We start from the raw sequence: 19,399 nt of genomic DNA on the forward strand, positions 1-19,399 counted from the left end.
CGCCAATCCTTTAATTTCAATCAAACGATCTAACAATCCTTAAAGGATTTATTTTGAGACCGTTCCTATACTGAGTCGCAAATTGTCAAATCGCTGTTTCCCGACCGCCGGGGGGCGCAGCCCGATAGGACAGAGCAGACGGGGCCAACCATCGTGCGAGCGAGACCAGCCGGACTGAATAACGACCCCTTGAGGTCGATATCAATAACCGGCGCAACCTGAGAGGCATTGGGGAAAATCCCATCGAGCGGCTCGCAATAAGCGAGCCGGCCCGGATAGCCGCTTAATCGCGTCCGGGAAAAAGCAGGGCCGTTTTCGATTATGATGATCTGCCCCCTCGGTAATCAGCGCACTAAAGCCAAAAAATGCGCGCTAATTTCGAGACAAGACGGCAGCAGAGCTGAACAGGGCGCTAGGCAAGGGACCACTAGTCGAAAAAGAGTGCAGCCGAAGATGAAAACAGGGAGCTGGATCGTCGGTGCTAGAACCGGCATCCTGGCCATCTGCCGGCTCACCGGCCATCCATTACGAAGGACGATGTCGCGTTGCGGGGTTTTATGAGAATTGCAGTTCTGGATGACGATTCGGCGCAAGCCGACCTTGTTTGCCAAACGCTGTCGGCGGCCGGCCACGTCTGTCACGCCTATGGCGAGGGCCGCGAACTGGTGCGGCAGTTGCGGCGTCAGACTTTCGACCTTCTCGTGCTCGACTGGAACGTACCCGACATGTCGGGCGAAGAGGTGCTGCGCTGGGTGCGCGAAAGCCTCTCCGAGCGCTTGCCGGTCCTGTTCATGACGAGCCGCGGCCGCGAAACCGATATCACCTCGATCCTCAATACCGGTGCGGACGACTACGTCGTCAAGCCGGTTTCAGGTGCGGTCCTGCTGGCGCGCGTCGGTTCGTTGCTGCGCCGGGCATATCACCTGAAGCCGCCCGCGGCCAAAGAAGTGTTTGGTGAATTCGAGTTCGATCTGAGCGCGAAGCACGTGGTGGCGCGTGGCGCGACCGTCGCCGTGACGCAGAAGGAGTTCGAGCTCGCGCTGCTGCTGTTCCAGCACCTGAGCCGGCCACTGTCGCGCGCACACATTCTCGACGTGATCTGGAAGCAGGCGACGGACATCCCGTCGCGCACGATGGACACGCACGTGTCGATGCTGCGCAGCAAGCTCGGCTTGCGCCCTGAGCACGGCTATCGCCTGACACCGATCTACGGCTACGGATACCGGCTCGAGCGGATCGAATCCGGCGCGCCGTCCGTGGCGGCCGAAGGGCGCCCCGAAGCGGGGGATGCGTGACGGTTTCTTTCGATGGGGTAGCGGCAGGCCGCGCAGGTTCATCCGGCCGCCGCGCCGGTGCGGTGCTGGCGGCAGCCGGCCTGATCGCGATGATGTGCTTAGCGCCGGCATCGGCGGATGCGTATTCGTCCCGCGCGCCGAAGCAACGCACGAAAACGACTGCGCCAGCCTATGTGTCCTACGTGACCCACGACGGCGACACCTTGTATGAAATCGCCGGCCGCTATCTGCGCGAGCCCAACGACTGGGCCATGTTGAGTCGTCTGAATCATGTGCCCGCACCACGCTGCATGCCGGCCGGGATCACGCTGCGTCTGCCGGCCGACCGGCTCAGACAGGATCCCGAGTCGGCGCGCGTGATCGCGACGAGCGGTCCGGCCGAGCGCGCTTTCGGCAAGAATCCTTACACGCCGCTCTCGGCGGGCACGACGCTCGGCGAGGGTGACCGCATTCGCACCGGCCATAACGGCTTTGTCACGCTCGAGTTGCCGGACGGCTCGCACGTCACGGTGTCCCAGGACGGTCAGCTCGACATCGGCAAGCTGCGGCGCACCGTGCTGACCGGCTCGGGCGATCGCGTGCTCGATCTGCAGCGTGGCGAAGTCGAGAGCCAGGTCACGCATGCCACCAAAAAGGACGATCGCTTCCAGATCCGTTCGCCATCGGTTGTCGCGGGCGTGCGCGGTACGCGTTTCAAGGTCGCCTACGATGGCGACGCGCAAACCACGGCGGTCGAAGTGCTGGACGGTGCGGTCGGCGTCGACCCCGCTGCAGTCAATGGTCAGGCTTCGGCGCCGCCACCTGGCGTGCCGTTGCAGGCGTCCGCGCAACTCGTCGAGGCACGCTTTGGCAGTATCACGCGGGCAGGCGGGGCGATCGGCGGTCCGGTGGAATTGCTGCCCGCACCATCGCTCGCCGAACCGGCCAAAGTGCAGGACGGCAAAACCGTTGCGTTCGACCTCGTCCCCGCCGAGCGCGCCGTGGCCTATCGCGTGCAGATTGCGCGCGATGCCGATCAGCTCGACCTGATTCGCGATCTGCGCGTGAGCGCGCCGCACGCGGATTTCGGCGATCTGTCCGACGGCACGTATTTCGTGCGTATCGCCGCGATCGACGCGAATGGGCTCGAAGGCTTGCCCCAGGTGTACGGTTTCGAGCGGCGCCAACTTGGGTTGGCCGCGTCGGCGGGGCCGCGCGCCGGCAGCCGCGACTACGAGTTCCGCTGGTTCGTCAGCCGCTCCACGGTCGAGACGCGCTTTCGCTTCGTGCTGGCCGCGACCGCTGATCTGCGCCATCCGCTCGTCGATCGGACTGATCTGACGGGCGGCCAGATCGTGGTCAGCGACCTGCCGGGCGGCGTCTACTATTGGACGATCGTCGCGGAGCAGTTCGAAAACGGCCGCTTCTATGAGAAGAGCAGCGCGGTCCGCTCGTTTACGCTTGCCCGCTGACACTGGTAGATTCACGGGGCCGGGCCGCCAACGAGCCCGCTCCTTAGCTCGCAACCACGCCACGCTTTGCCGAACCCAACCACGCGCTTGAGCCTCGACCCGCGCGCCCGTCTCGGACGGCGCGCCGGCCGCCGCTTCCTGATCGAATGGGTGGGGATCGGCTGCCTGGGCCTTGTGGTGATTCTGCTCAGCTCGCTCGGCCGGCTGACCGCCAGCGTCGACAACCTGGTCTACGACCGTTTTCTGAGCCTGCGCGCGCAACCGTTGCTGCGCGACATCGTGGTGCTCGAAATCGACAACGCCAGCATCGCGCAGCTTGGGCGCTGGCCGTGGCCGCGCAGCGTCCACGCAAAGCTGCTCGAACAGATTGCGAAGGCGAAGCCCGCCGCGGTGATCTACGACGTGCTCTTTACCGAAGCCAATCCGGAAGACGCCCAGCTCGCTCGCGCGATCGCCCTGAGCCCCACCTATCTGCCGATGCTGCTGACACCGCCGGATAGCGCCGGCCAGCGCCTCGCGGTCGAACCGGTGGCGCCGCTAGTGCATGCCGCGGCGGGACTTGGGCATATCAACCTTGAAGTCGACAGCGACGGCATTGTGCGCAGCGTCGCGCGGTTCGAGGGCGACGCGAATTCACGCTGGCCGCAATTGATGGTGCCTGTTGCACAGGCCGTCGAGCGTGGTGTGCTGCAGTTGAACGGGCGGCCGCATGGATTGTCTTCCGGTGAGGTGTCGGCAGCGCAATCCAGTGGCGATGACGGAGGCGAAGGCCGCTTCCTGATCCCCTTTGGTCTGAATGCGCAGAACTTCGCGAAGCTGAGTTTCGCAAGCGTCCTCGCGGGCGATGTCCCTGCGGACAAGCTGCGCGGGCGTATCGTGCTGATCGGCGTGACCGCATCCGGCTTGTACGACCGTTTTGCTACGCCCGTGTCAGGCGAGTTGGGGCCGCTGCCCGGCGTCTATATCCACGCGAACGTGCTGGATACGCTGCTGACCGGCCGCGAGCTCGAGCCCGCGGAGCCATGGGTGCTGTTCGCCGCGTCGCTGGCGCCGCTTGCTGCGTTGCTCGCGGGTTTTCTGGTGCTGTCGCCGCGTCGCTCATTGCTGCTGACGGTCGCGTTGGGTGCGCTCGCCACGGCCGGCAGCGCGGCCTTGCTATACGGCGCGCGACTATGGATGTCGCCGGTGCCGGCGCTCTTCGGTTTGATCGTGGTGTATCCGATCTGGAACTGGCGGCGCCTCGAAATGACCATGGCTTATCTGCGCGAAGAGCTGCAACGCCTGGCCGACGAACCCCACCTCCTGCCGGAAACACCCCAGCGCCGCCGCGAATTCGGCGGCGACGTGCTGGAGCAGCATATGGCGTTGATGGCGCAGGCCGCGCAGCGCGTGCAGGACATGAAACGCTTCGTGTGGGACAGCCTCGACAGCATGCCCGAGCCGATCCTGGTGAGCGACGTGGAGGGCATCGTGCTGATCGCGAACCATGCCGCCAAGGCGCATTTCGCGCGCCTTGGTGCGCCGCTGCCGGAAGGCCTGCCGATGCGAGCGGTGCTGGGCGGGCTGACGCTGGTCAAGACTATCGACAGCGGTGCAGCATCAGACGCCGAAAACAATCTGCTCGCGCATGCCCAATGGCCTGCGCTGCTCGATCCCGGCCGCCGCGAGTTCGCCGCGCTGATGGCGCAAGGTGTTGAAGTGCGCGACGCCCACGAGCGCGACTATCTGCTGCGCTATGCGAATTGCACGAACGAGCAAGCTGAGACGACGGGCTGGATCGCGGGTCTCGTCGACGTATCGGCTTTGCATGCGGCCGAGCGCCAACGGGAAGACGCGTTACGGCTGCTGTCGCACGACATGCGCTCACCGCAGGCGTCGATTCTCGCGCTGGTGGAGATCGAACGGGCGCGCAGCGAGCCGGTGCTCGCGCGTGGCCTGCTGGAGCGTATCGAACGCTACGCGCAACGTGCGCTGACGCTCGCCGACGATTTCGTGCAACTCGCGCGCGCCGAGTCGCAAGCCTACGTGCTCGAACCGGTGAGCATGACCGAGCTGATGATCGACGCCAGCGACGAGGTCTGGCCGCAGGCCCACGCCAAGCGCATTACGCTGCATACCGAAACCCCCGATACGGACGGCGACGCCGCTACCGACGAGGGCCACTGGATCTGTGCCGACCGCTCGCTGATGACGCGTGCGCTCGTCAACATTCTGAACAATGCGGTCAAGTACAGTCCGCCGGACACGCGGATCACGTGCAGCCTGAAGAGCCTCGGCGGCTTCACGCAGGCGGCCGCGCCCGGCGCGGCAAAACGCGTATCCTGCACGATTCGCGACGAAGGCTACGGTATTCCCGAGGAGCAGCAGGCGGGGCTGTTCGAGCGCTTCCGGCGCTTTCACGAGACGGAGCGGCCGGAAGTGGGTGGCGCGGGTTTGGGCATGGCGTTCGTCAAAACAGTTGTGACGCGTCATGGTGGCGATGTCGAGGTGGTCAGTGCGCCTGGCAAGGGAACGGCTTTTACGATTTCCCTGCCTGCACTCGACGAAACGCAACCCGATGCGTCCGCAACGTCGCGCTCATGATGGATGAGCACTCAGCTTATTGAAGCGAGAAAACGGTGAAAACGATAATGATCTGTGCCGCGCTGGCCGCGGCGAGTCTGAGCGGATGCGCGGGTTTGAGCGCCGACGTGCACACGGGCAATTCTGCGGCCGCGTTGCAGGGTGAGCGCACCTATATGATTGCGCGCATGCCGTCGCAGGATGCCAGTGCGGATCATCCGCAATTTGAAACCATGCTGCGTGATGAGCTGGCGAAGAACGGCTTCATCGATACGTCGGGCAAGTCCGCTCACTATTTACTGTCGATTGCGTATGACACGCGGCCGGCCGTGGTCGGCGTGGGCGCGAAGGATTGCGCGCCAGGTGCGTGCGAACGCTCGCCTGAGCCGCCGTTTTCGCTGTTCGGCGGACGTGCTTATCAGCACGCGTTGACCCTGCGATTCTTCGAGCGGTCGAGTGGACAGGAGGTCTACAAAGTGAGCGCGGCCAGCAGCGATCGCGATGCGGATCCCTTGCACGCCATGCCGGTGCTCGTGAAAAGCGCTCTGGCTAAATTTCCGTTCGATGCGCCGCCCGACTGGCGTGTGAAACTGCGCACCGAGGAAGCGGGCGGCGTGCCGGATGTGGTGTCGGTCAAGCCTCTTCAGCCGTAGCAGTAAGACACCCGCGTTCGCTTTACTTCGGCGCCTGGTCGTCTTCCGGCCAGCGGTTTTCGAATACGCATTCAGCAAGCGGCATACGGCTTGCCCAGCGCTCGGTTTCCAGCATCGGCTCGCTGTAAAACTGATCGACATGGCCGAGACACAGGATCGCCACGGGCCGCGCGCCCTCGGGCATATGCAGCAGCGTGCGGACCACGTCGACGTCGAATAGCGACACCCAGCCCATTCCCAGACCCTCCGCGCGCGCGGCCAGCCACATGTTCTGGATCGCGCACGCCACCGAAGCGAGGTCCATCTCCGGCAAGGTGCGGCGTCCGAAGATGTGACGCTCGCGGCCGTCCATCAGCGCCATCACCAGCAGTTCGCCGCACTCCAGCATGCCTTCCACTTTCAGCTTCATGAACTCTTCGCGACGTTTGCCGAGTGCGTCGGCGGTGGCGAGGCGTTCGCTTTCGACTGTCGCGTGCAAAGCCGTGCGCAACGCCGGATCGGTGATGCGTGCGATGCGCCACGGCTGCATGAAGCCGACGCTCGGCGCGTGATGCGCCGCGTCGAGCAGGCGTTGCAGCACAGCAGGGTCGACCGGGTCGCGCACGAAATGGCGCATGTCGCGCCGTTCGTAAATCGCGCGGTAGACCGCTTCGCGCTCGGAATCGTTAAAAGGCTTCGCCATGGAACAGGGCGGCCGTGAAGGCCGGGTTGGAGGGCCAATAAGCATGCATATAGGTTGCCACGATCGAGCCGGCGCGGAACACGGCCTCGCCGGGGGCATCGCTATTTGGCCGGGTGGCTGAACGCAGCGGCGTGAGCGGCGTCGTCAGCTTCGAATAATGGAACGTGTGACCAGTCATTGGACCGTACCGGCTGTCGATCTGTTGCATGCCAAGCGCGGTGAAGCGCGTTTGCATTGTGGCATGACCGGGCAGCAGGCCGAGCATCGGCGTGCTGGCGCCGTGCGTGTCGGTAAGCTGGTCGAGCAGGTAAAGCATGCCGCCGCATTCGGCGACGACCGGTTTGCCCGCTGCCGCATGCACGCGAATCGTTGTGGCACTGCGCGTATTGCCGGCGAGCAATGCCGCATGCAGTTCGGGGTAGCCGCCCGGGAGGTACAGGGCGTCGGCGTGTTCCGGCAGGGCTTCATCGGCGAGCGGTGAGAAATAGTCGAGGTGCGCGCCGAGTGTTTCTAACAGCGTGATGTTGGCCGGATAGATGAACGAGAACGCGGCATCGCGTGCGATCGCAATCCGTTTGCCTTCCAGAAGACGCGGTAGTGCTTCTGGTGTGGGCGCGCCGAAATCGACCGGTGGCGGTAGTTCGGCCAACGCGGTTTGCGCGAGCGCCTCGGCGGTGCGATCCAGGCGCGTCTCCAGATCCTCGATCTCCGCGGCCTGATGCAAGCCGAGATGGCGATCGGGCAACTCGATTTCGTCGTCGCCGGTGATGTATCCACACCAGCGCAGGTCCGGCGGTAGCGCCTCTTCGAGCATCTGCGCGTGCCTTGGCGAGCCGACGCGATTAGCGAGCACGCCGTAAAACGGCACCTGCGGCCTGAAGTGCGCGAGGCCGAAGGCGACCGCACCGAAGGTTTGCGCCATCGCTTTCGCTGAAATGACGCCGAGCACCGGTACGCCGAACGCGGCCGCCAGATCGGCGCTGCTCGGCGTGCCGTCGAACAGACCCATCACGCCTTCGATCAGGATCAGATCCGCTTCCGTCGCTGCTTGCGCGAGCAGGTTCCGGCAGGCCGACTCGCCCACCATCCACAGATCGAGCGACAGTACCGGCGCGCCGCTGGCTCGCGCCAGAATCATCGGGTCGAGAAAGTCGGGACCGGTCTTGAATACGCGCACGCGTCGTCCTAGCCGCCGGTGGTAGCGCGCCAGACCCGCGGTAATCGTGGTCTTGCCTTGGCCTGACGCGGGCGCACTAATGAACAGGGCGGGGCAGGCTGCGGAGGACGTCCTCTTGAGGGGCGCCCCGAAGGCAGTCCCCGTGGGCGGCACGGACATCGCTCAGAACTCCACGCCGCGCTGCGCTTTCACGCCTTGCTCGCGATACGGGTGCTTGACGATACGCATTTCGGTGACAAGGTCGGCGGCTTCGACCAGTGCGTCCGGCGCGTGGCGGCCGGTCACCACGACGTGCAACATCTCCGCGCGCGCGTTCAATACCGACAGCACTTCGTCGAGCGGCAGGTATTCGTACTTCAGCACCGTGTTGAGTTCGTCGAGGATCACCATCTGGTAGTCGCCGCTCTCGATCATCCGGCGCGCTTCGTCCCAGCCTTTGCGCGCAGTGGCGATGTCGGCGTCGCGATTTTGCGTGTTCCAGGTGTAGCCGTCGCCCATCGTCACGAAGTCGCAATTGGCGATCGCACCGAGGAAGTCGCGCTCTGAGGTATGCAGCGCGCCTTTGATGAATTGCACGACACCGAGGCGCATGCCGTGCCCAAGCACGCGCACTGCCATGCCGAACGCGGCGGTGGTCTTGCCTTTACCGGTGCCGGTGTTGACGATCAGCAGACCTTTTTCGACGGTGGCGCTGGCCTGCTTTTTCTCGTGACCTTCGCGCCGGCGCTCGGTCATGCGTTGATGCGATTCGGGGTCGGTCTTCATGAATGGTCCTGTTCTTGAGTGTCGTTGTTTGTCTGTTCGCGGGCGGGGCGGGCGGTGGTCGATGCAATCGCCACGGTGACGCCGTCGTGGATGGTTTTGCGCACGAGTAGCTGTGCGTTGGGGGTGTTGGGCGTGACTGATGCAGCGGGGGCAACTGATGCCGATGCCGATGCCGATGCATGGGCCGCACCAGGCGCGGCAGCCGCGTCAGTTTTGGCCGCGGCGGCGAGCAAGGCGCACGGCTCGCAGACGCCGTCTATGCCGAGATGCTCGCGTGCGGCAGACGACCGAACTTCCACGGATATCGCCGCAATCTGTTCGCGGCTGAACAGCTTCAGCGGCAGCGCGTGACGTGCGCAGAATTCGAGCAAGCCGGCTTCGTAGGCTTTGATGTCGACCGAGGCAATCGCGCTGATGTCATCGAATGAATGCGCGCCGAGTGTGACACGCACAGCCGCTTCGATCTGTTCAGCCGAGCTGTGCAACCGACAACCGATGCCGATGATCAGTGTCTTCATTGGACGTCTGCTGGGTTCGCGGCATCTGAGGCGTTTGCGGCGTCCGACGCGTTTACCGTCCCGGCAGCGTTCGCTACGTTTGCCGCGCCCGCCGCGTCTAGCGCACCCACTGCGCCCACCGCTCCTGCTGCGTCCAGCGCACCTGCATCCGAATTCGCCGCGTCTCTCGCCAAAGCCAGCGACACCACGCCGCCGATCACCACGATCGCCGGCGAGCCGAGCCCGGCGCGCGCGACGGCATCCGCGAACTCGCCGAGTCGCGCGAGCGTATGCCGTTGCTCCTGACGCGTGGCCGATTCGATCGCCGCGCACGGCGTATCGGCGCTCATGCCGGCCGCGAGCAACGCGCCGGCGATATCGTTCAGCCGCCGCATGCCCATATAAATCACCAGCGTCATCCGCGTGGCGACGAGTGCCGCCCAGTCCGGCTCGCCGCTGCCGGCGCCGTGTCCGGTGACGAACACCACGCCTTGCGCGTGATCGCGATGCGTCACGGGAATGCCGATCGCCGCGGGCGCCGCAATTCCGGCGGTGATGCCGTTGATCACGTCCACTTCGATACCCGCTGCATGCAGCGCCTGCTGTTCTTCGCCGCCACGTCCGAACACGAACGGATCGCCGCCTTTCAAACGCGCGACGCTGCGCCCGGCTTGCAGGTGTTCGAGCATCTGCGCGACGATGCCGGCCTGCGGCGTCGACGGATGCCCGCCGCGTTTGCCGACGTACACAACCTGTGCGTCGGCGCGGGCGAACTGCAGCACGTCGGGGTTCACCAGATCGTCGACCAGCACCACATCGGCTTGCGCCAACGCGCGAGTCGCCTTGAGCGTCATCAGTTCGACGTCGCCGGGGCCGGCGCCAATCAACCAGGCGCGGCTCATCGTGGGGTGCATGGCGCACGCCATGTCGTGACAGGTGGAAACAGATGGGGCGCGAAGCGGCCCGAGGCGGTGGACAGTGAGATCATGCGGTACGGCGGATTACGCACGACGAAAAACGCCGCTCGCCGCGTTCTCCTGCAGGAAAACGCCAACGGCCGCGTCACATCGTGCTTTAGCGCCTTCACATCCGTCCCTCGCGGATTCCGGCGGCCGGCAGCGTGATGTTCGCTGCCTCCGCGTCTGGCCGGTATCCGGGCTGGCGGCCTCATGCGTTTTGCCTTCCCGTCCGGATTCGTCAGACAGTGGCATCAGAAACGCATGCGCGATGCGAAAGCACCGCAGGTCGCTTACCGTTGCGGGGACAGCACAGGTTGAGCGCGCCGGGCGCGGCCTGTTTCCCGTTTAACTGCACATACGAACGCATGTGCGGGCACCAAACGCGCGCATACGATAGCACACGGCAGGCCGCGCGGGCACTGCGAAAAGGCCCTGGCGCGGCCCGCGATTCCTTGACGGCACGGGGCTCTCGGCCTAAACTCGCACGCACTTTGGTGCTCGTGTGCGCGCTCGTGCGCACACAGTTAAACGGGAAACAGGGTGCCCACCTGCAATGGACCGGGTCAACCTGTGCTGCCCCCGCAACGGTAAGCGAAAAGCGGTTCCAGCTTAATTGCCTGGCGCCGCGGAGCCGGCTTCGATGTCGACGCGCAAGGCCGCGTCGGCATATAACCACTGGGCGAGAAACCACTCGCCCGGGAAGGGGAGGCGGCGCTTTCGCCAGCCCGGATACCGGCCAGACTACGAAGAACGACCACCGCGGGGATGCGGCGGCGCGTTCATGACCTCACTCCCGTTTTCTGTTTCTCTGTTGCCTCGGCAACGCCGTTGTTCGTCCCCGTGTTTGCTTTTTGTCGTGGCTTGGTGCATGTGCCCTGTTTGCCCGACCTGAACACAATTGCGCCGGCGTGCACGTGCAACTCCTACGGATCGACCTCACGATGCAAACTCAAATGCGCAAGATCCCCGTCACCATCGTCACGGGCTTTCTCGGCAGCGGCAAGACCACGCTGCTGCGGCACATTCTTCAGCATGCGGGCGGCAAGCGCATTGCGGTGATCGTCAACGAGTTCGGCGAACTCGGTATCGACGGGGAAATCCTCAAGGGTTGCGGCATCGGCTGCGATGAAAACGGTGTCGAGACCGAAGGGCAACTGTACGAACTCGCGAATGGATGCCTCTGCTGCACCGTGCAGGAAGAGTTTTTCCCGGTGATGGAAAAGCTGGTGGAGCGTCGTGAGCAGATTGATCATGTGCTGATCGAAACCTCCGGTCTCGCGTTGCCCAAGCCGCTGGTGCAGGCGTTCAACTGGCCGCAGATCAAGAATAGCTTTACCGTCGACGCAGTCGTCACCGTGGTGGACGGCCCGGCCGCGGCGAGCGGCCAGTTCGCCGAGAATCCGGTCGCCGTGGATGCCCAGCGCAAAGCCGATCCGAATCTCGATCACGAATCGCCGCTGCACGAATTGTTCGAAGATCAATTGTCGGCAGCCGATCTGGTGATTCTGAACAAAACGGATCTGCTCGACGAATCGCATCAGGCGTCTGTTGAAGCCACCATCCGCGCGGAAATTCCGCCGCAAGTGAAGATCGTGCGCGCGCAGATGGGCCAGCTCGATCTGCATGCGTTGCTGGGTCTCGAAGCGGCGTCGGAAGAAACGATTCACCTGCGTCACGACCATCACGGGTCGGCCGAAGACGCCGATCACCATCACGACGAGTTTGATTCGGTGGTGGTGCACGCGAATGTGTCGTCGCGTGAGGCCGTGATCGCCGCGTTGCAGGGGCTCGTCGAAACGAACACGATTTACCGCGTTAAAGGCTTCGCGGCTTTGCCGGGCGCGGCGATGCGTCTGGTGATCCAGGGCGTGGGCCGTCGTTTCGATAGTTACTTCGACCGGCGCTGGCAAGCCGGTGAAACGGGCCAAGGTCTGCAAAGCCGCTTTGTGCTGATCGGTGAAGACCTCGACCAGGCCGCGCTGCAGCAGGCATTCGACGCCGCATTGGGTGCCGTGGCGAGCGCCCAGCCGCAACAGGCGTAGCCGGTCATGCATCTGCTGCGCACCACGCCGGGCGGTTTTGTCGACGATACGCAAGGCGTGATCCGTATCGATCAGCAGCCCGCCGATATCGTGGTGCTCAGCTCCGCCGATACCACGCTGTCGTTGCTCGCGAGCGTGTTTTCGCGCCTGGGCGAGGTTTTTCCGAGCGTGCGGCTCGCGAACGTCACGTATTTGCGGCAACCGGCTTCAGTCGATTTCTATGTCGAAGACGTGTTGCAGCACGCGCGTGTCGTCGTGGTCGATCATCTCGGCGGCGAAGCGTACTGGCCGTACGGGATCGAGCAGGTGGTCGCGCTTGCTGAGCGCAAGCAGCAGACGCTTGCGATGTTCTCCGGCGATCTGCAGGAAGACCCGAACCTGCTCGCGCGCAGCACTGCCGACGCCGATCTGTGTCATCAGCTATGGCGTTATCTGCGTGAAGGCGGCCCGCAGAATGCCGAGGCGTTCCTGCGCTGCATCGCGCACCGCTCGCTTGGCTGGGGGCGCGAGCCTGCGCCGCCGCGCGCGTTGCCTGCCGCGACGCTCTACCATCCCGAACACGATACGCCGACCGTGGCCGACTGGCAGGCGCGCTGGCGTGAGGGCGCGCCGGTCGCCGCAATTCTGTTCTACAAGGCGCATCTGCAAGCGGCCAACACAGCCGTGTTCGATGCCCTGATCGATGCACTCGAAGCACAAGGCCTGAATCCGCTGCCGATCGCGATTACCTCGCTGAAAGATGCGATGAGCCGCGACGTCGTACAGCGGTTGTGCGCGCAACATGATGTCGCGCTGGTGCTGAATACCACCGCATTCGCCGCATCTGCCATCGACGACCCCGAGCCCCTTGCGCTCGCCGGTGACGCGCCGGTGATGCAGGTGATCCTGAGCGGCGGCAACCGCGAGGATTGGCTCAAGGACAATCAGGGCCTCAACTCGCGCGATATCGCCATGCATATCGCGCTGCCGGAGGTGGACGGACGCATCATCACGCGGGCGATCAGCTTCAAGGGACTCGCCTATCGTTGTCCGTACACTGAAGTCGATGTGGTTCGTTATCAGCCGGATTTGGAGCGCGTCGGTTTTCTCGCCGAACTGAGCCGCCGCTGGTGCCGTTTGCGCACGCTCGATAACGCGGACAGGAAGCTCGCGCTGATCCTCGCCAACTATCCAATGAGCGAAGGGCGGATCGGCAATGGCGTGGGTCTCGATACGCCGGCCTCGGTGGTCGGTATTCTGTCCATGTTGCGCGATGAGGGCTATCGCGTCGCCGGTTTGCCCGCCGACGGCGACGCGTTGTTGAAGAAGCTGACCGAAGGCGTGACCAACGATCCGGTCGTGCGTGATTTGCGCCCCGCGCTGCAAAGCCTCGCGCTCGACGACTATCTTGTGTACTTCAACGCGTTGCCCGCCGAAGCCCGCCATGCGTTGAACGCACGCTGGGGCTCGCCCGACCAGGATCCGACGTTGCGGCGCGGCCGTTTCATGATCGCGGGCTGGCGCTGCGGGCAGGTGTTCGTCGGTATTCAGCCGTCGCGTTCTCGTGAACAGGGCGATTACGCGAGCTATCACGACGCTGAACTCGTGCCGCCGCACGCGTATCTGGCGTTCTATTTCTGGCTGCGTCATCAGTTCGGCATCGACGCGGTCGTGCATGTCGGCAAACACGGCAATCTTGAATGGCTGCCGGGAAAAAGCGTCGCATTGAGCGATACCTGCTGGCCCGATCTGATCCTCGGACCGATGCCGCATCTGTATCCGTTCATCGTCAACGATCCAGGCGAAGGCAGTCAGGCGAAGCGCCGCGCGCAAGCCGTCATCATCGATCACCTGATGCCGCCGCTCACGCGCGCCGAGAGTTACGGGCCGTTGCAGGACCTGGAGCGCCAGGTCGACGAATACTATGAAGCACTGATGGTGGATCCGCGCCGCTCGAAGCTGTTGAGGCGCGCGATTCTCACGACCATCGTCGAGCATAAGCTGCATGAAGAGTTGAGTCTCGCGGCGCCGACCGGTCAGGACGACGAGGACGTGCTGTTGACACGCGTCGATGCCTGGCTGTGCGAGTTGAAGGAGGCGCAGATTCGCGATGGCTTGCATACGTTCGGACAATCGCCTGCTGGGGTACAGCGGCGCGATACATTGCTGGCGTTGGGACGCTTTCCGGTCGGCGATGGCCAGGGACGCAAGGCCGGTTTGATCGATGCATTGGCGCGCGATCTGCAGATGGATCATCTGTTTGATCCGTTGTCGGTGGATTGGTCGGCGGCGTGGGACGGTCCACGCCCCGACGTTATGCAACGTGTGAGCGATGTGCCATGGCGGCACTGTGGCGATACGCGCGAGCGCCTGGAGTTGTTAGCGGCTGAGATGTTGCGTGGCGTGTGTGGGGATGAGACGTCCGATGCGGTGCCGGCGGCTGGGACGTTGCCCCAAGCCGAACGTGTGATCGAACGGCTGCGCAACGACGTATTGCCGCGGCTCGACGCTTGCGGTCCGCAGGAGATGTTGCATCTGAAGCGCGGCCTTGAAGGACGCTTCGTGCCGCCGGGGTCGAGCGGTTCGCCGTCGCGTGGACGACCCGACGTGCTGCCTACCGGCCGCAACTTCTATTCGGTCGATACGCGCGCAGTTCCAACCCAGGCGGCATGGTCGCTTGGATTGAAATCCGCGCAGCAGTTGATCGAACGGCATCTGCAGGAAAAGGGCGACTATCCGCGAGCGATCGGGCTCTCGGTATGGGGTACAGCGACGATGCGTACCGGCGGCGACGATATCGCCCAGGCACTCGCACTACTCGGTGTGCGGCCAAAGTGGGCGCCGGGCAGTCACCGCGTGACCGACTTCGAGATCATGCCGATCGAGGCATTCGACCGGCCGCGTATCGACGTCACCTTGCGCGTGTCCGGTTTTTTCCGCGATGCCTTCGCGAACGTGATGCATCTGTTCGACGCCGCCGTGCAAGCGGTGGCCGAACTCGACGAGCCCGAAGACCTGAACCCGATCCGCGCGCGCGTGCTGCGCGAACGCGATGCGCTGATTGCGCGCGGCATGGACGCCGCCGAGGCGCGCAAGCGCGCCGGCTGGCGCGTGTTCAGTGCGCGGCCCGGCGCTTATGGCGCGGGTCTGCAGGACATGATCGACTCGCAGCAATGGCAAGCCGACGCCGATCTGGCGAACGCCTATCAGGCGTGGGGCGGTTACGCCTACACGCAAAAGGGCGCAGGCGAAGAAGCACGCCACGCGTTCGGCACACGTCTTGCCGCGATGGATGTGGTGCTGCAGAACCAGGACAACCGAGAGCACGACCTGCTCGATTCGAACGATTACTACCAGTTTCAAGGCGGTATGGTCGCAGCGGTGCGGCATCTGGCGGGCAATCAGCCGCAGATCTATCACGCGGACCATAGCAATCCGGCCGCGCCGCGCGTTCGCACGCTGCATGAAGAGATTGCGCGTGTGGTCCGCTCGCGAGTGGTCAATCCGAAATGGCTCGGCGGCGTGAAGCGCCACGGCTACAAGGGCGCCGCTGAGATCGCCGCGACGGTCGACTACCTTTACGGCTACGACGCGACCGCGCGGGTGGTCGCCGATCATCAATATGCGCTCGTCACCGATGCCTATCTGAACGACGCCGATACACGCGAGTTCTTGCAGCGGCACAATCCGCACGCCATGCATTCGATCTGCGAGCGTCTGCTCGAAGCGATGCAGCGCGGTCTGTGGCAAGCGCCCGGCGACTATCGCGCGCAAGTGGAACAGCATCTGCTCGCGAGCGAGCAGCAGATCGAAGGAATGCAAACATGAATGCAGCGACCCAACGGCCCGCTTTTCCATTTGCTGCGCTGATCGGCCAGACGCCGTTACAGCAGGCGCTCCTGCTGGCGGCGATCGATCCAGGCCTTGGCGGCGTGCTGGTGAGTGGGCCGCGCGGCACGGCGAAATCGACCGCGGCGCGCGCGCTCGCTGAGTTGTTGCCGGAAGGGCAACTGGTGAATCTGCCACTCGGCGCGAGTGAAGATCGCCTGATCGGCACGCTTGATATCGAAACCGTGCTGCGCGATGGCTCGGTGCGTTTTTCGCCTGGCTTGCTCGCGAAAGCGCATCGCGGCGTGCTGTATGTCGATGAAGTGAATCTGCTGCCCGATGCGCTCGTTGATGCGTTACTCGATGCGGCTGCCAGTGGCGTGAATACCGTCGAACGCGATGGTGTTTCGCATAGTCACGATGCGAGCTTCGTGCTGATCGGCACGATGAATCCGGAAGAAGGCGAGTTGCGACCGCAACTGATCGATCGCTTTGGTTTGATGGTTGAACTGCAGAACTGTTTTGAGCCGCAAGTGCGTCAGCAGATCGTCAAAGCACGTCTGGCGTTCGATCTCGATCTGCAGGGTTTTCGTGCTGAATATACGCAGCAACAGGAAACATATGTTCAGCGGATTCGCGCGGCACGTGAAGCGCTGCCGCAACTCGGCTTCGACGACGCCGTGCATGCGCATGTCAGTGCGCTGTGCATCGACGCGGCGGTCGATGGGTTGCGTGCCGATCTCGTGATGTTGCGTGCAGCGCGGGCATTGGCTGCGCTGGAGCAGGCCTCCGCGGTGACGACGGAGCATGTCGAGCGGGTCGCTGAGGCGGTGCTGATGCACCGGCGCCACGATCGCGAGACGCGTGCAGGTGGCGACGCACATGAGCGCGAAGCGCCGCGGCAGTCCGCCGACGATGCGGATGCGGCGCCTTCGCCAGCTTCTCAAGAGACAACGCCGGGCGCCGCTGCCGACGATAGCGATTGGGGTTACCTGCCACCGCAGCCCGCGGGCGTCGCGCCCGTCAAGGGCGTTATTCCGCTCAACGCAAAAAAACGCTGAGCCATCGGAAGGGTGCCGCCGCTGACTCGCGCAGCGGTTTTCGATGGCGGCAAGGTGCCGGTGCAGGTTCGCGTAGCCGTTTGCAAGGCGTGCCGGGCAAGCGCATTGCATGGCTGCCGACGCTCACCGCGCGGCGTCAGGACACGCTGCGCGCCGAGCATCTGCGCTTCGTGCGCGAGGCTCCGCGGGGCGGGGTACTCCATTGTTTCGTGCTCGATTGTTCCGGTTCCATGCTCGGCGGGCAGCGCCTTGCGCTGGCTAAAGGTTTGCTGATTGCGCTGTTCAATCGCGCAAGTGCCGCAAGGGCCGAGGCGGCGCTGGTGTGTTTTGGCGGTGCCGGCGCGGATCTGCGCTTCGGTCCCGCTGTGCCACGCTGGTGGAGCGAGCGGTGGCTAAGACCGGTGGGTGGAGGCGGCGGGACGCCGCTAGCGTCCGGCATGCGTCAGGCTGCGCAGGTACTGGAGCGCAGCGCCCGCCGCAAGCCCGCGCAGCAGCGCTGGTTGTGGATCCTGACCGATGGCCGCAGCGTTGACCAGCCGGCGCGGCCGCTCAACGCCGATGAAGTGGTGTTCGTCGATTTCGAGCGGGGGGCAATACGGCTGGGGCGTTGCCAGACGCTTGCCGACGCATGGGGCGCGGCGCTTTTTACGCCGGAAGAACTGATCGCCTGAGTGGCACGCGCGGCATGCCGCGCGCTGTCATGCACTTATCGTGCGCTTAATTCGAGCCGTTGGACCAATACTGTACATCGTCCTGCCGGTCGAATACGAAGACTTTCATCGCCATCTGTTGCGCGACGTCGAGTTGATCGAGTTCGAGGCCATGGGTCGACGGCTCGCCCGGCGCACTGCCTTTCTGCACATTACGGATGACCGCGGTGGTTTCGATCTCGGTTTGCTGCTCTGCCGATTTGAGGCGGAAGGCGACGCGCAGTCGTTCGCCGACTGCACCCAGCGTCCATGAAGCGGTCAGCGACATGCCGTCTGCACTGATGCTTTTGGCGAGGCCCAGACCTTCATAGGCATCGCCGGTTTCGCCGATGCCGAAGCGCACCGCGAGGTGCGCGTGGACGCGGATCGACTTGCGTTCGCGCAGGCGGCGGATCACGCCGGGTTTTGACAGCACCACGTAGTCGAATGGAGCGCGGCACACTGCCTCGACCGTGCAGACGAAGCGAAACACGGCGTGGCTGGCTATGGCGACGATCTCGACGTTTTCACCGAGGCCTAGCGGGAGGAGGCGGCCTTCCTGTAGCGGCGGCGTGACGAAGAGTGCGTGGTTGGGTGCGAAACCGATGATGCGGCATGGATGCATTGGGGCGCCGCTGCCGAGCTGGGAGCGCACGCCGATTAATGCACCTATCGTCAGGTGCATGTCCTTTAGGGTGAGTTTGCCGGTGGTGTCGGTGGGGTGGTCGGTTTGGAGTTCCGGCTGCGTGGCTGCGTCCAGCAAGTCGCCGCGGTGCGGGTGGAAGTTGTCGAAGAGGAATTTGCGCTCGTCTGTGGTCGCCAGGATTGTGCCGCTGGCGAAGAGGAGCGTGCCGTCGGGGTCTGTAATCGGCCAGTCCAGAGGGGTGCCGATTGGGACTGCCTCTGGAGTCAGGTGTGGGGATGAGGTTTCCGCTTTGAGTTCTGCTTTGGGTTCTGCGTTGGGCTCTGCCCGGGTCTCTGTTTGGGCTTCTGCTTGAGCCTCTGCTGGGTTTTCCATGGTCGGGGCCTAAATATGTGGCTGGATTACTTGTTTACGGCCGCGGTGGCGGGCAGCTTTAGGGGTTTCGGTGTTTTTGTTTACCTGCGGTGCGGCTTTGTCTTGGTCTGTTTGCGTTGCTCAGTGCTGTGTTCGTCTGTTCGGTTGTTTGCCTGTGGCGATGGCCTTTCCTTGAATTCTTGGTGGTCTATTAGCGTTCGCCCCTGTGCGGGGCGGCACTTACTTTCTTTGCCGCCGCCGCAAAGAAAGATAAGCAAAGAAAGCGGCTCACCCCGCTAGCCCATAAGCGGGTCCCTCGCACAGTTGCGGTAGTGGTGCATCTGGAATCTGTGTTCTCGCACATTCCGCCTTGGTGACAAGGCAGTCATACTTCCGGCGGCGCTGCGCGCGCCGAAGAGTGCTTCACAAAACCACTTCCCATGGTCGCGACTCTTGTTTGTCTTCGTGACTCGCGTGCAGTTTCTATTGTCCGCCCTCTGTTCTCTCGTCGCCTCAGCCACCTGTGCCACCTGGTGTCCTTGCTCCCTTCGTCTCCTCCGTGCGTTCCTTGTCTTCTGTGTATCGTGGCGCGAGATCGCTCGATAGCGCCTCTCGCTAGCAAAAATCGCAATCGTTGTTTTGGCCCAATATTACGTCGGATAACTAATCATTTTCTTGGTGCCGTGAGCAAGGCTGCTCCGGTGCCCTCAACTTTTTGAAAATATTTGCACAAGGGGGATTGACGGCATGCCGACCGTTCTC

The 19,399-nt window shown here is 63.8% G+C and carries 14 protein-coding genes and 2 riboswitches; of the genes, 8 read left to right on the forward strand and 6 right to left on the reverse strand.

Going from position 1 to position 19,399, the window contains the following annotated elements; genetic code table 11:
- The first annotated feature begins 557 nt into the window (after positions 1-557).
- From PQQ96_RS05315 to PQQ96_RS05330, 4 genes are all read left to right on the forward strand, one after another.
- Positions 558-1,295 carry a response regulator transcription factor gene (locus PQQ96_RS05315; RefSeq protein WP_408289726.1) on the forward strand — a complete coding sequence of 246 codons (738 nt, stop codon included), beginning with the start codon at positions 558-560 and terminating at the stop codon, positions 1,293-1,295.
- Positions 1,292-2,746 (forward strand): FecR family protein, encoded by a 1,455-nt coding sequence (locus PQQ96_RS05320; protein ID WP_408289728.1) that lies wholly within the window; start codon positions 1,292-1,294, stop codon positions 2,744-2,746. The genes PQQ96_RS05315 and PQQ96_RS05320 overlap by 4 nt, the downstream gene beginning before the upstream one ends.
- Positions 2,747-2,812: 66 nt before the next feature.
- Positions 2,813-5,329, forward strand: coding sequence for a CHASE2 domain-containing protein (locus tag PQQ96_RS05325; RefSeq protein ID WP_408289730.1), 2,517 nt, complete (start codon positions 2,813-2,815; stop codon positions 5,327-5,329).
- A 47-nt stretch (positions 5,330-5,376) separates the two neighbouring features.
- A complete protein-coding gene (locus tag PQQ96_RS05330) occupies positions 5,377-5,961 on the forward strand; it encodes a DUF4136 domain-containing protein (RefSeq protein ID WP_408289762.1) in 585 nt (194 codons plus the stop codon).
- Positions 5,962-5,983: 22 nt separating this feature from the next.
- Here the strand turns inward: PQQ96_RS05330 and bluB are convergent, their stop codons facing one another.
- From bluB to cobA, 5 genes are read right to left on the reverse strand one after another with little or no spacing between them, the layout of a single operon-like run.
- The gene (gene bluB, locus PQQ96_RS05335) at positions 5,984-6,643 is read right to left on the reverse strand and encodes a 5,6-dimethylbenzimidazole synthase (protein WP_408289732.1); all 660 of its coding nucleotides are present in this window, start codon (positions 6,641-6,643) and stop codon (positions 5,984-5,986) included.
- A complete protein-coding gene (locus PQQ96_RS05340) occupies positions 6,627-7,979 on the reverse strand; it encodes a cobyrinic acid a,c-diamide synthase CobB (protein ID WP_408289734.1) in 1,353 nt (450 codons plus the stop codon). The genes bluB and PQQ96_RS05340 overlap by 17 nt, the downstream gene beginning before the upstream one ends.
- A 3-nt stretch (positions 7,980-7,982) precedes the next feature.
- A complete protein-coding gene (cobO, locus tag PQQ96_RS05345) occupies positions 7,983-8,585 on the reverse strand; it encodes a cob(I)yrinic acid a,c-diamide adenosyltransferase (RefSeq protein WP_408289736.1) in 603 nt (200 codons plus the stop codon).
- Positions 8,582-9,103, reverse strand: coding sequence for a cobalamin biosynthesis protein (locus PQQ96_RS05350; RefSeq protein WP_408289738.1), 522 nt, complete (start codon positions 9,101-9,103; stop codon positions 8,582-8,584). Before PQQ96_RS05350 ends, cobO begins: the two co-directional genes overlap by 4 nt.
- Positions 9,100-9,984, reverse strand: a complete 885-nt coding sequence (gene cobA, locus PQQ96_RS05355) for a uroporphyrinogen-III C-methyltransferase (RefSeq protein ID WP_408289763.1) — start codon at positions 9,982-9,984, stop codon at positions 9,100-9,102. The genes PQQ96_RS05350 and cobA overlap by 4 nt, the downstream gene beginning before the upstream one ends.
- A 225-nt stretch (positions 9,985-10,209) precedes the next feature.
- Positions 10,210-10,437, reverse strand: a riboswitch (cobalamin riboswitch).
- A gap of 79 nt (positions 10,438-10,516) precedes the next feature.
- Positions 10,517-10,796: riboswitch (cobalamin riboswitch) on the forward strand.
- A 186-nt stretch (positions 10,797-10,982) separates the two neighbouring features.
- On the opposite strand from cobA, the gene cobW reads away from it, so the two are divergent.
- The 4 genes from cobW (at position 10,983) to PQQ96_RS05375 (ending at position 17,622) form a co-directional block, all read left to right on the forward strand.
- Positions 10,983-12,083: a cobalamin biosynthesis protein CobW gene (gene cobW, locus PQQ96_RS05360; RefSeq protein WP_408289740.1), complete on the forward strand. Its 1,101-nt coding sequence runs from the start codon at positions 10,983-10,985 to the stop codon at positions 12,081-12,083.
- 6 nt (positions 12,084-12,089) lie between these two features.
- Positions 12,090-15,890 (forward strand): cobaltochelatase subunit CobN, encoded by a 3,801-nt coding sequence (gene cobN / locus PQQ96_RS05365; protein ID WP_408289742.1) that lies wholly within the window; start codon positions 12,090-12,092, stop codon positions 15,888-15,890.
- On the forward strand, positions 15,887-16,951 hold the full coding sequence (locus PQQ96_RS05370; protein WP_408289744.1) for a magnesium chelatase ATPase subunit I: 1,065 nt from the start codon (positions 15,887-15,889) through the stop codon (positions 16,949-16,951). The genes cobN and PQQ96_RS05370 overlap by 4 nt, the downstream gene beginning before the upstream one ends.
- A gap of 80 nt (positions 16,952-17,031) precedes the next feature.
- On the forward strand, positions 17,032-17,622 hold the full coding sequence (locus tag PQQ96_RS05375) for a vWA domain-containing protein (protein WP_408289746.1): 591 nt from the start codon (positions 17,032-17,034) through the stop codon (positions 17,620-17,622).
- A gap of 46 nt (positions 17,623-17,668) precedes the next feature.
- Here the strand turns inward: PQQ96_RS05375 and PQQ96_RS05380 are convergent, their stop codons facing one another.
- Positions 17,669-18,658 carry a flagellar brake protein gene (locus PQQ96_RS05380; RefSeq protein ID WP_408289748.1) on the reverse strand — a complete coding sequence of 330 codons (990 nt, stop codon included), beginning with the start codon at positions 18,656-18,658 and terminating at the stop codon, positions 17,669-17,671.
- Positions 18,659-19,399 lie beyond the last annotated feature (741 nt).

Source organism: Paraburkholderia sediminicola (assembly GCF_046027825.1).
Classification (GTDB): Bacteria; Pseudomonadota; Gammaproteobacteria; order Burkholderiales; family Burkholderiaceae; genus Paraburkholderia; species Paraburkholderia sediminicola_D.

Bases quoted from the DNA above. Each gene is read 5' to 3' on its own strand.
- PQQ96_RS05315 (WP_408289726.1), top strand. From the start codon at position 558: ATGAGAATTGCAGTTCTGGATGACGATTCGGCGCAAGCCGACCTTGTT.
- PQQ96_RS05330 (WP_408289762.1), top strand. From the start codon at position 5,377: ATGATCTGTGCCGCGCTGGCCGCGGCGAGTCTGAGCGGATGCGCGGGT.
- bluB (WP_408289732.1), bottom strand. From the start codon at position 6,643: ATGGCGAAGCCTTTTAACGATTCCGAGCGCGAAGCGGTCTACCGCGCG.
- PQQ96_RS05340 (WP_408289734.1), bottom strand. From the start codon at position 7,979: ATGTCCGTGCCGCCCACGGGGACTGCCTTCGGGGCGCCCCTCAAGAGG.
- cobO (WP_408289736.1), bottom strand. From the start codon at position 8,585: ATGAAGACCGACCCCGAATCGCATCAACGCATGACCGAGCGCCGGCGC.
- PQQ96_RS05350 (WP_408289738.1), bottom strand. From the start codon at position 9,103: ATGAAGACACTGATCATCGGCATCGGTTGTCGGTTGCACAGCTCGGCT.
- cobA (WP_408289763.1), bottom strand. From the start codon at position 9,984: ATGAGCCGCGCCTGGTTGATTGGCGCCGGCCCCGGCGACGTCGAACTG.
- cobW (WP_408289740.1), top strand. From the start codon at position 10,983: ATGCAAACTCAAATGCGCAAGATCCCCGTCACCATCGTCACGGGCTTT.
- cobN (WP_408289742.1), top strand. From the start codon at position 12,090: ATGCATCTGCTGCGCACCACGCCGGGCGGTTTTGTCGACGATACGCAA.
- PQQ96_RS05370 (WP_408289744.1), top strand. From the start codon at position 15,887: ATGAATGCAGCGACCCAACGGCCCGCTTTTCCATTTGCTGCGCTGATC.
- PQQ96_RS05380 (WP_408289748.1), bottom strand. From the start codon at position 18,658: ATGGAAAACCCAGCAGAGGCTCAAGCAGAAGCCCAAACAGAGACCCGG.